Source organism: Caulobacter sp. P1_D6 (assembly GCF_056406095.1).
Genome location: NZ_JBFUAW010000002.1, coordinates 61759 through 74980, shown reverse-complemented (window position 1 = coordinate 74980; position 13222 = coordinate 61759). Strand labels below are relative to the sequence as shown.

The 13222-nt window shown below is 68.3% G+C and carries 16 protein-coding genes; 12 read left to right on the top strand and 4 right to left on the bottom strand.

Annotated elements, in window-relative coordinates:
* The first annotated feature begins 124 nt into the window (after positions 1-124).
* Genes AC1DYP_RS01140 through AC1DYP_RS01130 form a run of 3 tightly spaced genes read left to right on the top strand, consistent with a single transcriptional unit; the run spans position 125 to position 2255 of the window.
* Positions 125-1216, top strand: a complete 1092-nt coding sequence (locus AC1DYP_RS01140; RefSeq protein WP_477044764.1) for a hypothetical protein — start codon at positions 125-127, stop codon at positions 1214-1216.
* Positions 1217-1218: 2 nt separating this feature from the next.
* On the top strand, positions 1219-1797 hold the full coding sequence (locus tag AC1DYP_RS01135; RefSeq protein WP_477044763.1) for a DUF1579 domain-containing protein: 579 nt from the start codon (positions 1219-1221) through the stop codon (positions 1795-1797).
* A gap of 2 nt (positions 1798-1799) precedes the next feature.
* Entirely contained in the window at positions 1800-2255 is a 456-nt protein-coding gene (locus AC1DYP_RS01130; RefSeq protein ID WP_477044762.1) for an N-acetyltransferase family protein, read from the top strand.
* Here AC1DYP_RS01130 and AC1DYP_RS01125 read toward each other — a convergent pair.
* A complete protein-coding gene (locus AC1DYP_RS01125) occupies positions 2239-3252 on the bottom strand; it encodes a serine hydrolase (protein WP_477044761.1) in 1014 nt (337 codons plus the stop codon). The two genes, AC1DYP_RS01130 and AC1DYP_RS01125, sit on opposite strands and share 17 nt — an antisense overlap.
* A gap of 101 nt (positions 3253-3353) precedes the next feature.
* On the opposite strand from AC1DYP_RS01125, the gene AC1DYP_RS01120 reads away from it, so the two are divergent.
* Together AC1DYP_RS01120 and AC1DYP_RS01115 are read left to right on the top strand one after the other, a co-directional pair.
* Entirely contained in the window at positions 3354-4154 is an 801-nt protein-coding gene (locus AC1DYP_RS01120) for an RNA methyltransferase (RefSeq protein WP_477044760.1), read from the top strand.
* Between the two features lie 179 nt (positions 4155-4333).
* Complete coding sequence (locus AC1DYP_RS01115) at positions 4334-5647, top strand: DUF1254 domain-containing protein (RefSeq protein ID WP_477044759.1); 1314 nt, start codon at positions 4334-4336, stop codon at positions 5645-5647.
* 1 nt (position 5648) lies between these two features.
* Here AC1DYP_RS01115 and AC1DYP_RS01110 read toward each other — a convergent pair whose 3' ends face one another.
* Complete coding sequence (locus tag AC1DYP_RS01110; RefSeq protein ID WP_477034716.1) at positions 5649-5864, bottom strand: helix-turn-helix transcriptional regulator; 216 nt, start codon at positions 5862-5864, stop codon at positions 5649-5651.
* Complete coding sequence (locus AC1DYP_RS01105; protein ID WP_477044758.1) at positions 5864-6274, bottom strand: hypothetical protein; 411 nt, start codon at positions 6272-6274, stop codon at positions 5864-5866. Before AC1DYP_RS01105 ends, AC1DYP_RS01110 begins: the two co-directional genes overlap by 1 nt.
* 174 nt (positions 6275-6448) lie before the next feature.
* Here AC1DYP_RS01105 and AC1DYP_RS01100 point away from each other — a divergent pair, with 174 nt between their 5' ends.
* The 7 genes from AC1DYP_RS01100 (at position 6449) to AC1DYP_RS01070 (ending at position 11996) form a co-directional block, all read left to right on the top strand.
* Entirely contained in the window at positions 6449-7558 is a 1110-nt protein-coding gene (locus AC1DYP_RS01100) for an S-(hydroxymethyl)glutathione dehydrogenase/class III alcohol dehydrogenase (RefSeq protein WP_477044757.1), read from the top strand.
* Between the two features lies 1 nt (position 7559).
* Positions 7560-8408, top strand: coding sequence for an S-formylglutathione hydrolase (gene fghA, locus AC1DYP_RS01095; protein WP_477044756.1), 849 nt, complete (start codon positions 7560-7562; stop codon positions 8406-8408).
* Between the two features lie 360 nt (positions 8409-8768).
* On the top strand, positions 8769-9287 hold the full coding sequence (locus AC1DYP_RS01090; RefSeq protein WP_477044755.1) for a transglutaminase-like cysteine peptidase: 519 nt from the start codon (positions 8769-8771) through the stop codon (positions 9285-9287).
* Between the two features lie 149 nt (positions 9288-9436).
* Positions 9437-10054: a 30S ribosomal protein S4 gene (gene rpsD, locus AC1DYP_RS01085; RefSeq protein ID WP_477034712.1), complete on the top strand. Its 618-nt coding sequence runs from the start codon at positions 9437-9439 to the stop codon at positions 10052-10054.
* A 251-nt stretch (positions 10055-10305) separates the two neighbouring features.
* On the top strand, positions 10306-10608 hold the full coding sequence (locus tag AC1DYP_RS01080) for a TFIIB-type zinc ribbon-containing protein (RefSeq protein WP_477034711.1): 303 nt from the start codon (positions 10306-10308) through the stop codon (positions 10606-10608).
* Positions 10609-10631: 23 nt separating this feature from the next.
* Positions 10632-11564 carry a zinc metalloprotease HtpX gene (htpX, locus tag AC1DYP_RS01075; RefSeq protein WP_477044754.1) on the top strand — a complete coding sequence of 311 codons (933 nt, stop codon included), beginning with the start codon at positions 10632-10634 and terminating at the stop codon, positions 11562-11564.
* Positions 11565-11663: 99 nt separating this feature from the next.
* The gene (locus tag AC1DYP_RS01070; protein WP_477044753.1) at positions 11664-11996 is read left to right on the top strand and encodes a hypothetical protein; all 333 of its coding nucleotides are present in this window, start codon (positions 11664-11666) and stop codon (positions 11994-11996) included.
* Here AC1DYP_RS01070 and AC1DYP_RS01065 read toward each other — a convergent pair.
* A complete protein-coding gene (locus tag AC1DYP_RS01065; RefSeq protein ID WP_477044752.1) occupies positions 11993-13138 on the bottom strand; it encodes a serine hydrolase domain-containing protein in 1146 nt (381 codons plus the stop codon). The two genes, AC1DYP_RS01070 and AC1DYP_RS01065, sit on opposite strands and share 4 nt — an antisense overlap.
* Positions 13139-13222 lie beyond the last annotated feature (84 nt).

The following is a 13222-nucleotide window of genomic DNA, read 5'->3' as shown; positions in this document are numbered from 1 at the left end:
CGTTTGTGCGCGTGTCCCCGCTTGAGCTCAACCCGTCGATTGGCGCCCCGAAGATCGCCGCCACTGGCTCTCGTCTCGGTTCGAGCCGTGACGATGATCACCGTCGAGATCAAGGGAGGTTCCGATGGCTCTTAGGCATGGCGCGGTGGCGGCGGCGATCCTGGCGGCGACGATGGCGCTCTGCGGCCCGGCGGCCGCGTCGCAGGACAACGTCAAGCCGCCGGTCGCGGCCAATCTGGCGGGACTGCACGACTTCGACTTCCTGCGCGGCGACTGGAAGGCCCATCATCGCAAACTGGACAAGGCGGGGCGTTGGGTCGAGTTCGACGGCGTCGCCACCCAGCGGGCGCTGGCGGGCGGCTGGGCCAATTCCGGGGACAACCTGTTCCGGACGCCGGACGGCCCGTATCGCGGCGTCAGCCTGCGGGCCTACGATCCGAAGACGGCGCTCTGGGCGATCTGGTGGCTGGACGGCCGCGATCCGGGCGCGAACCTCGGAAAGCCGATCAAGGGTCGGTTCGAGAAGGGGACCGGCCGCTTCGAGGCCGACGAGACGCGGGACGGAAAGCCGGTCCGCGTGCGCGTGACCTGGACCCATACGACCTCGGCCACGCCCCGCTGGGAGCAAGCCGTCTCGGCTGACGGCGGCAAGACCTGGAAGGTCGAGTGGACCACCGACTTCGCCCGGCCCAAGGCGGGAGAAGCCCTCGTCGAGGCCGCCTGGACCCCCGTCGCCGACAAGCACGACGGGCCCAACGCCTTCGACGCCCGGGTGGGCGAGTGGAAGGTGCGCCACCGCCGCCTGAAGGAGCGCCTGGCCGGCAGCACCGAATGGGTCGATTTCGACGCCGACCAGACCTGGTGGCCCACCATGGCGGGGCTGGGCAATCTCGACGACAACGCCCTGGCCATCCCGACCGGCCCCTATAACGGGATCACCCTGCGGTCCTACGATCCCAAGACCGACCAGTGGCTGATCTGGTGGCTGGACGGCCGCAACCCGCACGGCGACCTGGATCCGCCGATGAGGGGCCGGTTCGTGAACGGGGTCGGGACCTTCTACGCCGATGACACCCTGCGCGGGAAACCGATCAAGGTGCGGTTCATCTGGTCGAACATCACCGCCACCGGCGCCCACTGGGAGCAGGCCTTCTCGCCCGACGGCGGCCAGACCTGGGAGACCAACTGGTTCTCCGACTTCTCCAAGGCGCCGTGAGCATGGCCGATCATCCCGACCGCCGCGCCCTGATGCTGGCGCTGGCCGCGTTGCCGAGCCTGACGGCCCCCTTGGTCGCTACGTCGAGCTTCGCCCAACCCGCCGGTGGCGGCGGATCGATCCACGACTTCGACTTCTTCGTCGGGTCCTGGACCGTGCATCACCGTCGGCTGAAGAAGCGGCTGGCGGGGAACGACGACTGGGAGGAATTCGAGGGGACGACCACCTGCCAGTCCGTGCTGGGCGGCGTCGTGAACCTGAACGAGAGCGTCGCCCGGCGGGCCAGCGGACCGTCCAGCGGCCTGGGCTTGCGGGCCTTCGACGCCAAGACCGGCGTCTGGGCCGACTGGTACCTGAGCGCGGCCGATCCGCTGAACCTGGGCGAGCCCGGCCTGGGCCGGTTCGAGAACGGCGTCGGGACCTTCCTGTCCGACGAGACCTTCGAAGGACGGCCGATCAAGGTGCGCGGGCGGTTCACGTCGCTGTCGCCCGACCTGGCCCAGTGGGAGCAGGCCTTCTCGCCCGACGGCGGCGCGACCTGGGAGACCAACTGGGTCATGCGCTACAGCCGGACCGCCTGACCATGGAGATCCGCCTTGCCGCCCAGGACGACCTGCCAAGGCTGGTCCCATTGTTCGATCGCTATCGCCAGTTCTACGGCCGGCCCTCCGACGAAGCCGGCGCCCGCCGGTTCCTGGGCGAGCGGCTGGCGCGGGGGCAGTCGGTGGTACTGCTGGCCGTGGAGGACGGCGAGGCCGTCGGCTTCGTGCAGCTGTATCCCAGCTTCTCGTCGATCCGGACGGCGGCGACCTTCATCCTCAACGACCTCTATGTCGAGCCGGGCCGGCGACGTGGCGGAGCGGGCGAGCGGCTGGTGGAGGCCGCCGCCGCCATGGCCCGCGAGGCCGGGGCGGCCGGCCTGTCCCTGGTCACCGGCGTCGACAACCTGCCGGCCCGCGCCCTGTACGAACGCCTGGGCTGGACGCGCGAGACCCGGTTTCTGGAATACGGCCTGGACCTGGCTATTTCGCCGCCTTGATCACCACCCGCCCGACGTCGGCGATGGCCTTTTCCTGCTCGGCGATCGGCAGGGGCGAGCCGGAGACGAAGGCCACGACGGCGAACTTGCGGCCGTCCTTCAGGGTGTAGACGCCGATGTCGTTGACCACGGGCGTGAAGCCCTGGTCGGTGCGGGCCGTGGCGGGCAGGTGGGTCAGGCGGGCGCCGTCGGGCAGGGCGGCGCGCAGGCGGTTGGCGCCGCCCTTGGTCTGGCTGATCGTCCGGCCCAGCAGGCGGCGCGAGTCCGGTCCAAGCAACTCGGCCTGGTTCATGGCCTCCAGGAACCGCAGGAGGCCCAGGGGCGTGGCGGTGTCGCGCGGGTCGTTCAGATAGGCCCGGATCGCGCGGCTGCGTTCGGCGGGCGGCACCTTGTCGAGGGCGGCGCGGTAGGCGGCCTCGCCCTTCCAGCCGGCGCGGAACGAAGCCAGGCCCAGGCTGTCGGGCTGCAGCTGGCGCTGGTAGCGGTCGATGTCCAGCCCGTTGACCTTGCGGCCCTGCAGCCAGGCGGTGACCGCGCCGGGGCCGCCCGCCCGCTTCATCAGGATGTCGGCGGCGGTGTTGTCGCCGTCGGCGATCGCGCGCCGCAGCAGGTCCTGGACGGTGTAGCTCGTGGGGCCCGACCAGGCGTCGGCGATGGCGCTGGGGGGCGGGGACAGATCGACGTCCTCGATCAGCAGCACGTCGTCCAGCCGCATCCGCTTGGCCTCGACCTCGGCCATCACCGCCGCGCCCAGTGGGGCCGTGAAAATGGCCTGCAGGGGGAAGCGCTGTTCGCCGTTGAACGAGATGATCTGACCGGTGCCCAGGTCCTCGACCGCCACGCCCAATCGGCCCGGCGCGACGCGGTCGGCGATGGGCTGGAAGTCGGCCGTCATCTTCTGGCGGTCGAACAACGGGTCCGTCTGGCCCAGCATTGGGGGTTCGCCGCAGCCGGCCAGCACAAGGGTCAGGAGAAGGGCGGCGGCGCGTCGGAACATGAGAGTCTCGGCTAGCTTCAGCGGAACTGGACCGTCGCTAAACGCATGAACCGCCATTGTGGGGCTTGCACCGCGCGGCGGTCCGGCGGCAAAGGGTGGCGATGAGCTCTGAATTTCCCCCGCCCTGCGTGATCCTGAACCATCCGCAGATGGCCGAGAACATCGGCGCGGTCGCCCGCGTGATGGCCAATTTCGGCCTCGCCGACCTGCGCCTGGTCAAGCCGCGCGACGGCTGGCCCCAGGAACGCGCCTGGCCCAGCGCCTCGGGCGCCACCTGGCCGCTCGACAACGCCAAGGTGTTCGACACCCTGGAAGAGGCGATCGCCGACCTGAAGCTGGTGTTCGCGACCACGGCCCGCCCGCGCGAGACCCGCCTGCCGGTCTACACGCCGCGCGAGGCCGCCGGCCACCTGGCGGCCGACGTCGCCCAGGGCTACGCCGTGGGCCTGCTGTTCGGCGGCGAGCGGGCGGGGCTGGAGACCGACGACATCGCCCTGTGCCAGGCCATCGTCTCGATCCCGATCGACGAGCGCTTCCGGTCGCTGAACCTGGCCCAGGCGGTGTCGATCAACGCCTACGAATGGAAGATGACGGTCGACGACCGGCCGTGGTCGCGGTTCGAGTACAACGTCGCCGAGCCGGCCGACCAGTCCAGCCTGCTGGGCCTGTACGGCCAGTTGGAGGACGAGCTGGAGAAGGCGGGCTTCTATCATCCGCCCGAGAAGAAGCCGTCGATGGTCCGCAACCTGCGCGCCCCGCTGGCCCGGGCCCGGCTGACCGAGCAGGAGGTCCGCACCTTCCGCGGCGTGGTCACCGCCCTGTCGCGCGGCCGAGGCCGGGTGCTGGCCAAGCTGGCGGCGCAGAAGGCGGCGAACGCCGAGAAGCCGGACGTCGAAGAGTAGCTTTTCCAGTCCGTTTTCCCGGCGAAGGCCGGGATCCAGATTCACCCTGAGCCTCTCATGGGTTTCACCTGGGCCCCGGCCTTCGCCGGGGAGACGGATGTTTTTGGTCCCCGCAAGCCTATTGCCGGCCGGCCCCTTCCGTCGTCTTCTCCAATCAAACAAACGTTGGGGAGGGCGGCATGAACCGTCGGAAGTTGCTGCTGAGCGCGGGCGCCGTGGGTCTGGCTGGGATAGGCGGACTGGCCGTGGCCCAGGGCCGGCAGATCTCGACCGCCGCCGAGGCCTGGCTCTACGCCCTGCCGCTGATCGAGATGGCCACCACCCGGGCGCGCCTGCTTAAGACGCCGGGCGCGGCGATCAACAGGCTGACCCACACCCGCGACCTCAGCACACACGCCTCGCGCTGGGTGACCACGCCCAACAACGACACGCTCTATTCGAGCGCTTTCCTGGATCTGACCCAGGGACCGGTGACCCTGACGGTCCCCGCCACCGGGGCGCGCTACTGGTCGGCGGCGATCATGGACATGTTCACCAACAACAACGCCGTGCTGGGCCTGCGGACTGTAGGCGGGGAGGGCGGGACCTTCACGCTGGTCGGGCCGGGGCAGGCGGCCAAGGGACCCAATCCTGTGCGGGTGGCCACGCCGCACGCCTGGCTGCTGATCCGCACGCTGGTCAATGACGCGGCCGATGCGGCGGCCGTGCACAGGATCCAGGACGGCTTCGTCCTGACCGGTCCGAAGCCGCCGCCGACGCCGGCCTATGCTGGGCGCGACGCCGACGCCGGCGACTATTTCGACAGCGCCCGGGCGCTGCTGGCCGCCGACCCGCCTCCGGCGACGGACCAGGCCTTGCTCCGCCGAGCGCGCGGGCTGCTGACCCCGCCGTTCAGGGCCAAGGACATGCTCGGCCGACCAACCGACGAAACGAAGGCCATGGCGGCGGGCGCCGACCAGGCCCGGACGATCACCCGCTTCGCCAAGGGCCGGCAGACCTTCACCGACGGCTGGGCCTATCCGCGCGCCAATCTCGGCGACTACGGCCAGGACTACATCTACCGCGCGGTGGTCGCCCTGGCGGGGCTGGGCGCGTTGCCCGTGGCCGAGGCCATGTACATGAAGGCGGCCGGCGACGACGGGGCGGGGCTGTTCACCGGCGACGGCCTCTACCGCCTGAGCCTGCCCGCCCGGATGCCGCTGGACGGCTTCTGGTCGCTGTCGATGTACGAGGCCACCGACGACGGGCAGTTCTTCTTCACCGACAACAAACCGAACCGCTACGCGATCGGCGACCGCACGCCGGGCCTGAAGCGCGACGCCGACGGCTCGCTGGACCTGTGGATCGGCCGCACCGACCCCGGCGGCGACCGCACCGCCAACTGGCTGCCCGCGCCGAAGTCGGGGCCGTTCGCGATGTACCTGCGGACCTACCTGCCGAAGCCTGAACTGCTGAATGGGCAGTTCCGGTTCAAACCGGTGGAGAAGGTCTGAGCTAACCCTCCCACTGGAACACCCGCTCGATCCCCACGCCGAACACCTGGGCGATCCTGAACGCGGCTTCCAGCGACGGCGAGTACTTGCCCTGTTCGATGGCGGCGATGGTCTGGCGGGTCATGCCGATGCGCAGCGCCAGGTCGGCCTGGGTCATCTCGCCGTGCTCGAAGCGCAGGCGGCGGATGTCGTTGCGGATCGGGGGCGGGGCGGGCATCAGCAGGCCCGCCGGTAGCCGAGGATGATCCCGCCGTGCCGGGCCAGCTCCGACACCGCCAGGGCCAGGATCACCGCGTTGGCCATCAGGGCCTTGTCGAAGAAATAGACCGTCACCGCCGCGCCCATGGCCGCCACCTGCAGCACATAGAAGGCGCGGGTCGAGGCGGTCAGGTCGATCAGCCGTTCGCGCTCGTCCTGCGGACCGCGCGGCTCGCGAGTCAGGGCGGCCATGACGATTTGCAGCCCCACCTGCAGCACCACCAGCACGAAGATGCAGGTGGTCAGCGGCCCGGCGAACCCCACCGGCCGACCGACGGCCGCAGCCTGGCCCACATAGGCGAAATAGGCTCCGTAGACGACCAGGGTCGTCCAGAACGAAATCCACGCACTCTTTTCGCGCAACGCCATTATCGGCTCCTGTTATGTAAAATATTTCTAACATTGAGTGCGCCGTGCGCGTCATGATGTCAATTATTTTTTACATGATATGGAACGGTAGCTGGCGATCGTCGCCCGACGGGACTGGTTCGCGCCGCCAAGCCTTGGCAAGGTGCCGCCGACTCGAAATCCGGAGACCTCGCCATGAAAACCCGCGCCGCCGTCGCCTTCGCCGCCAAGCAGCCGCTGGAGATCGTCGAGGTCGACCTGGAAGGCCCCAAGGCCGGCGAGGTGCTGATCGAGATCAAGGCCACGGGCGTCTGCCACACCGACGCCTACACGCTGGACGGCCTGGACAGCGAGGGCCTGTTCCCCTCGATCCTGGGCCACGAGGGCGCGGGCGTGGTGGTCGAGGTCGGCCCCGGCGTCACCAGCCTGGCGGTCGGCGACCACGTGATCCCGCTCTACACGCCCGAATGCCGCCAGTGCAAAAGCTGCCTCAGCGGCAAGACCAACCTCTGCACGGCCATCCGCGCCACCCAGGGCAAGGGGCTGATGCCGGACGGCACCAGCCGCTTCTCCTACAAGGGCCAGACCATTCACCACTACATGGGCTGCTCGACCTTCTCGAACTTCACGGTCCTGCCCGAGATCGCCGTGGCGCGTATCCGCAAGGACGCGCCGTTCAAGTCGGCCTGCTACTGTGGCTGCGGCGTGACCACGGGCGTGGGCGCGGTGGTCAACACCGCCAAGGTCGAGCCGGGCGCCAACGCCATCGTCTTCGGCCTGGGCGGCATCGGCCTCAACGTCATCCAGGGCCTGAAGCTGATCGGCGCCAACATGATCGTCGGCGTGGACCTGAACCCGGACCGCGAGGCGTGGGGCCGCCAGTTCGGCATGACCCACTTCGTCAACCCGAAGACCATCGACGGCGATCTGGTCGCCCACCTGGTCGCCCTGACCGACGGCGGGGCGGACTACACCTTCGACGCCACGGGCAACACCACGGTCATGCGCCAGGCGCTGGAGGCCTGCCATCGCGGCTGGGGCGAGAGCATCATCATCGGCGTGGCCGAGGCCGGCAAGGAGATCGCCACGCGGCCGTTCCAGCTGGTCACCGGCCGGGTCTGGAAGGGCACGGCCTTCGGCGGGGCGCGCGGCCGCACCGACACCCCGAAGATCGTCGACTGGTACATGGACGGCAAGATCCAGATCGACCCGATGATCACCCACGTCCTGCCGCTGGAGCGCATCAACGAGGCGTTCGACCTGATGCACGCCGGCGAGAGCATCCGGACGGTGGTGACGTTCTAGGATGACCGTCGAAATCCTCGCCACCCACCGCACCCAGGGCGGTACGCTGCGCTACTGCCGGCACGATAGCGCCAGCACCGGCACGGCGATGAAGTTCACGGTGTGGACGCCCGATACAGACACGAATGGCGGGGAGGGGCCGTTCCCCTACCTTGTCTGGCTGTCGGGCCTGACCTGCACCGAGGACAACTTCACCACCAAGTCGGGGGTCTACGAGCACGCGGCCAGGCACGGCGTGGCCATCGTCGCGCCGGACACCAGCCCGCGCGGCGAAGGCGTGGCCGACGATCCGGCCTACGACCTGGGGCAGGGGGCGGGGTTCTATGTCGACGCCACCCAGGCGCCGTGGGCCCCGCACTTCCGCATGTATTCCTACGTCACCAAGGACCTGCTGGAGGCCGTCGACGGCGCCTTCCCGCTGGACCCGGCCCGGCGCGGGATCTTCGGCCACTCGATGGGCGGTCACGGGGCCCTGACGATCGCCCTGCGCAATCCGGAGCTATTCAAGTCGGTCAGCGCGTTCTCGCCGATCGTCTCGCCGCTGAACTGCCCGTGGGGCGACAAGGCGATGACCGCCTATCTGGGCCCCGACCGCGCCGCCTGGCGAGCCCATGACGCCACCGCCCTGATCGAGGACGGGGCGGGGGCGAGCTTCGACGAGATCCTAATCGACCAGGGTCTGGCCGACAGCTTCCTGGCAAGCCAGCTGAAGCCCGAGTTGATCGAAGCCGCCGCCGCCAAGGCCGGCCGCAAGGTCACCGTCCGTCGCCAGGAAGGCTACGACCACAGCTATTTCTTCATCGCCACCTTCATCGGCGACCACGTGGCGTGGCACGCGGTCAAGCTCTAGAAGCCGCGTCGGGCCTCGCATTTCCGCATTCCGCGGGGGCGGCTTCAAATGGGTCGCTTGCTTAGCAAGATTATCTGATCATTTTGATCAGTTTATGCGCGATCTGGCGCCAATTAGTTAGTCAACAGTTTGTGTATATCGCCGAATTACTTGGACAATTACGGTCAAGATTGCCTGAAAGTTGCCAAGTCGATCTTTCTGAGTCAACATATCGTTGTGCAAGGGCGTTATTGCACCAGTGCGGTTGCGTACGATGTTGGCTTACCCGATCAGCTTATTTGATCCTTGCCAAGATGTTCCATGGGGCAATCCGGCCCTGACTGGAGAAATCGACCGCAATTGCTTCGAGGGCGTCGCGCCGTGACGCTGCGCCATGCGTTCCTGGTGGGCGCGGGCTTCGGCGCGCTGTGCGGCTTCCTCGTGGCGGCCTACATCGTGGGTTCCAGCGCCAGGGCGCGGGCGGCCCATTGCGCGGCCCTGACCGGCGAGGCGCAACTGCAATGCGTCACCCGCGAAACCAACAAGGCCATCGCGATCACCAACGACCTGGACCACTACGGGGTCGACGACGTCTGGGTCGAGAATCCGCCGGACGGCAAGGGCGACTGCGAGGACTACGCCCTGACCAAGGCCCGCATCCTCCAGCGGCTGGGCTGGAGCAGCTCGCGCATGCAATTGGCGGTGTTCGGCTACGGCAAGCAGGCCCACGCCGTGCTGGTGATCGACGACAGGTACGTGCTCGACAATCTGACGCCCTGGGTCGGGCGCTGGAAGGGCTACAGCCCCCGGGCCATGGGCGTCTATCCGATCGAGGTGGCCCGATCGCTGACGCGGTTCACGCCGGGCCTGATGAACACCGCCGTCGCGACCGGCCGTTGACTCCCCGCCGCCCCTCCGTCATAAACCGCCCCTTCTCGCCGCCGGCTTGCCGGACGGCGCGAAAAACGCATGACGGAATGACCCGAAGCCGCCGTTGAGATCGCACCCTCTCGAGGGCGCCGGCCCGGATCGAACTAAAAGAGTGACTTATGTCCAAGCGCCATAGCGCCAAGTACAAGATCGACCGCCGTATGGGCGAAAACCTCTGGGGCCGGCCGAAGTCGCCGGTGAACCAGCGGTCCTACGGCCCCGGCCAGCACGGCCAGCGCCGCAAGCAAAAGGTTTCGGACTTCGGTCTGCAGCTGCGCGCCAAGCAAAAGCTGAAGGGCTACTACGGCAACCTGACCGAGAAGCAATTCTCGCGCACCTACGAAGAAGCCGCGCGCCGCAAGGGCAACACGGCTGAAAACCTGGTGGGCCTGCTTGAGTCGCGCCTGGACGCCATCGTCTACCGCGCCAAGTTCGTCCCGACCGTGTTCGCCGCCCGCCAGTTCGTGAACCACGGCCACGTGACCGTGAACGGCAAGCGCGTGAACATCGCCAGCTACCGCGTCAAGATCGGCGACGTGATCGCCGTTCGCGAAAAGTCGCGCAACATGGCGCTGGTGCTGGAAGCCGTGGCTTCGGCCGAACGTGACTTCTGCGAATACATCACCGTCGACGCCAAGGGCCTGTCGGCCACCTACGTGCGCGTTCCGGAACTGTCGGAAGTGCCGTATCCGGTGAAGATGGAACCGAACCTCGTCGTCGAATTCTACGCTTCGTAAGCGTCGACCTCGAAGACGATCGGAAAGGCCCCGGAGAAATCCGGGGCCTTTTTCGTTTTTGGCCCTTGAACCGCCACAACGGGCTCCTAACTTTCAAGAGCGGGCCGGGCCCCTCTGGCGAGTGATGCAAGCACTCGTGATGTCGGACCGCATCGGGTGTTCTCGATGTCTGGGTCCGGTTGTCCCCCTCCCTCCACCGCCGGCTCAGCTTCGAGGACACCCGTCCATCAACAGGACAGGGACCCTCCCGTATGCCGCTTCTGATGTGCCCCAATTGCGACGCCTCCATGCAGGCCGTGCAGCGCGCCAGCGTCGAGTTCGACATGTGCCCCCAATGCCGGGGCGTGTGGCTGGACCGCGGCGAGCTGGAGAAGCTGATGGCCATGGAACGGGGCGAGCCCCAGGCCGCGACGCCGCGCCTTCCCGACTACGAGCGGCCCCGCGAGCGTTCCGACCATCGCCCCGACTACCGTCACGACGACGAGCGCCGCCATCAAGGCCAGGGCCACTACGGCAAGAAGAAGCGCTTCGACCTGTTCGACATCTTCGACTGATCCCCGGATCTCAAGCTAGAGCCATGAACCACCTCAAGACCTTCGTCCTGCTGGCCGGCCTGACGGCGTTGTTCGTCGGGGCCGGCTACATGATCGGCGGCCCGACCGGCATGCTGATCGCCCTGGTGTTCGCCGTGGGCATGAACCTGTTTTCGTACTGGAACGCCGACAAGATCGTGCTGCGGATGTATGGCGCGGTCGAAGTCGACGCCGGTCACCCCGTGCCGATGGTCCGCCAGTACGTCGCCGACGTCGAGGACCTGGCCCGCCGGGCCGGCCTGCCGCGTCCGCGCATCACGGTGATCGACAGCGAGCAGCCCAACGCCTTCGCCACTGGCCGCGATCCGGCCCACGCGGCCGTCGCCGCCAGCACCGGCCTGCTGGGCCTGCTGGACCGCGACGAGATCCGCGGCGTCATGGCCCACGAACTGGCCCACGTGAAGAACCGCGACACCCTGACCATGACCGTGACGGCCACCATCGCCGGCGCGATCTCGGCCCTGGCCAATTTCGGCCTGTTCTTCGGCGGTTCGCGCGACGACGAGGATCGTCCGGGCGGCCTGATCGGGACGATCGCCCTGGCCATACTGGCGCCGATCGCCGCCATGCTGGTGCAGATGGCCATCAGTCGCTCGCGCGAATACGAGGCCGACAGGATCGGCGCCGAGATCGCCGGCGACGGCCAAGCCCTGGCCCGGGCGCTGGAGAAGATCGAGGGCTATGCCCGCGGCGGCGCGGTCAACCACGAGGCCGAGCGCAACCCGGCCACCGCGCACCTGTTCATCATCAATCCGCTGTCTGGCAGGGGCGCCGACAACCTGTTCTCGACCCACCCGGCCACCCACAACCGGGTCGAGGCTCTGCTGCGGCTGGGCATCGGCCAGGCCACGCGGGGGCGGGTGGGCACGGCCGTGCCGACGGCGGCCCCGAGCCGCACGCCCGGTCCCTGGAGCTGAGTTTCGCGACAATCCGTCGCCCCGGCCCAGGTTTCCCCCGGCCTTAACCATGCGACAAGGCCCCACGCGCTATCAGGTTGAAACGCTTGGGGGAAAGCCATGACCATGACGCTCGAGAAGACCACCGGCATCGTCGGCCTGCTGGAGGCCCTGTCGGCCGAGATGTCGATCGCCGCGGTGTCATGCGGGCACCTGGACAGCGCCCTGGGCCAGCTGCTCGAGGCCGTGCCGCTGGAGAGCCGCCTGAAGGTCATGCAGGAGCTGCACATGGTCGACATGCTGGCCCAGCACATCACCGCCATCACCGATTTCACCGCCGGCCTCGCCACCTCGATGGCCGCCGAGGGCGCGCCCGACGTCGACGCGGCCCTGTCGCGCATCACCCTGGGCGACGTCGCCGCCCGCCTGCGCGAGACCCTGAAGGCCGCCTAGGGCGCTTCGGGCAGCAGCGGCGAGCTGTACTCCCACGTCCACGGCATGCCCGTGTCGCCCAGCGCCGCCTTGACCAGCGGCGGGAAGATCCGCGCCCCGACGCCGCTGTTGGTCAGCAGCACGATGCAACGCTCGCCGCGCTCCACGCAGATCAGCTGATTGTCGGTGATGTCGTTGTGCCCGCCCTTGTTGAAGCCGTGGCCCTGAGGGCCGTCGAACACCACCACGCCGATGCCGGCCGCCAGGCCGATCCTGGCGTTGTCGGGATTGTCGACGATCAGGAACGGCGGGAACTGGTTCTTGCTGACGATCGGGAAGCTGGGCTTGGTCCGCTCGGCCCGCGCCTTGGCTGACAGCCCCCGGCCCGAGACCATGGCGGCCGCCAGTTGCGCCAGGTCGTGGATCGAGGTGTCCAGCGAGCCGGCCGCCTTGACGCTGCCGCGCGCGTCATGCTCCTCGAACGAGCCGTCGGCCTTGTAGCCGTCCGCCAGGTTGCCGGCGAAGTCGTCGCGCCAGATCATGCTGCTGCGGGTCATGCCCAGCGGGGCGAAGATCCGCTTCCGCATCTCGTCGCCGACGTTCAGGCCCAAGCCTTGCTCGATCACGAACTGCATCAGGTTGATCGCCTCGCCGGAATAGGCGTAGCGGGTCCCGGGCTCGAGGTTGAAGCGCAGCTTGTTGTCCGGGTCGTAGAACCGCTGGTCCGCCAGGCCCGAGGTGTGGGTCATCAGCATGCGCGGGGTCAGCGTCTCCCAACGCGGATCGCCGGCCAGGTCGGCGTAGCGCGGATACTCCGGCAGGGGCTTGGGCAGGTAGGCCTTGATCGGCGTGTCCAGGTCCAGCTTGCCGTCGTCGACCAGCATCAGCACGTACTGGCCGAAGGCGGCCTTGCTGATCGAGGCGGCGTACAGGATCGTGTCGGTCGTCAGGGGCAGCTTCTTGTCGACGTTGCGCCAACCCTGGGCGCTGACATGGACGACCTTGCCGTGCTCGATCACCGCATAGGCCAGGCCCGGGACCTTGCCGGCCGCCATCAACCGGGCGGCTTCGGCGTCGAGGGCCCTATAGTCGGCGGAGAAGGCGGGGGAGGCGGCGGCCAGGCACATGGCCATCGAAGCGATCGAAGCGAATTTACGGAACACTGGGGTCTCGTCGGTTGCGCGCGGCTGAGCCGTGGGCAAACTAGGGCGCAGTTTCCCTTGCTTGCCAAGGCGCCCCAGAAGGCT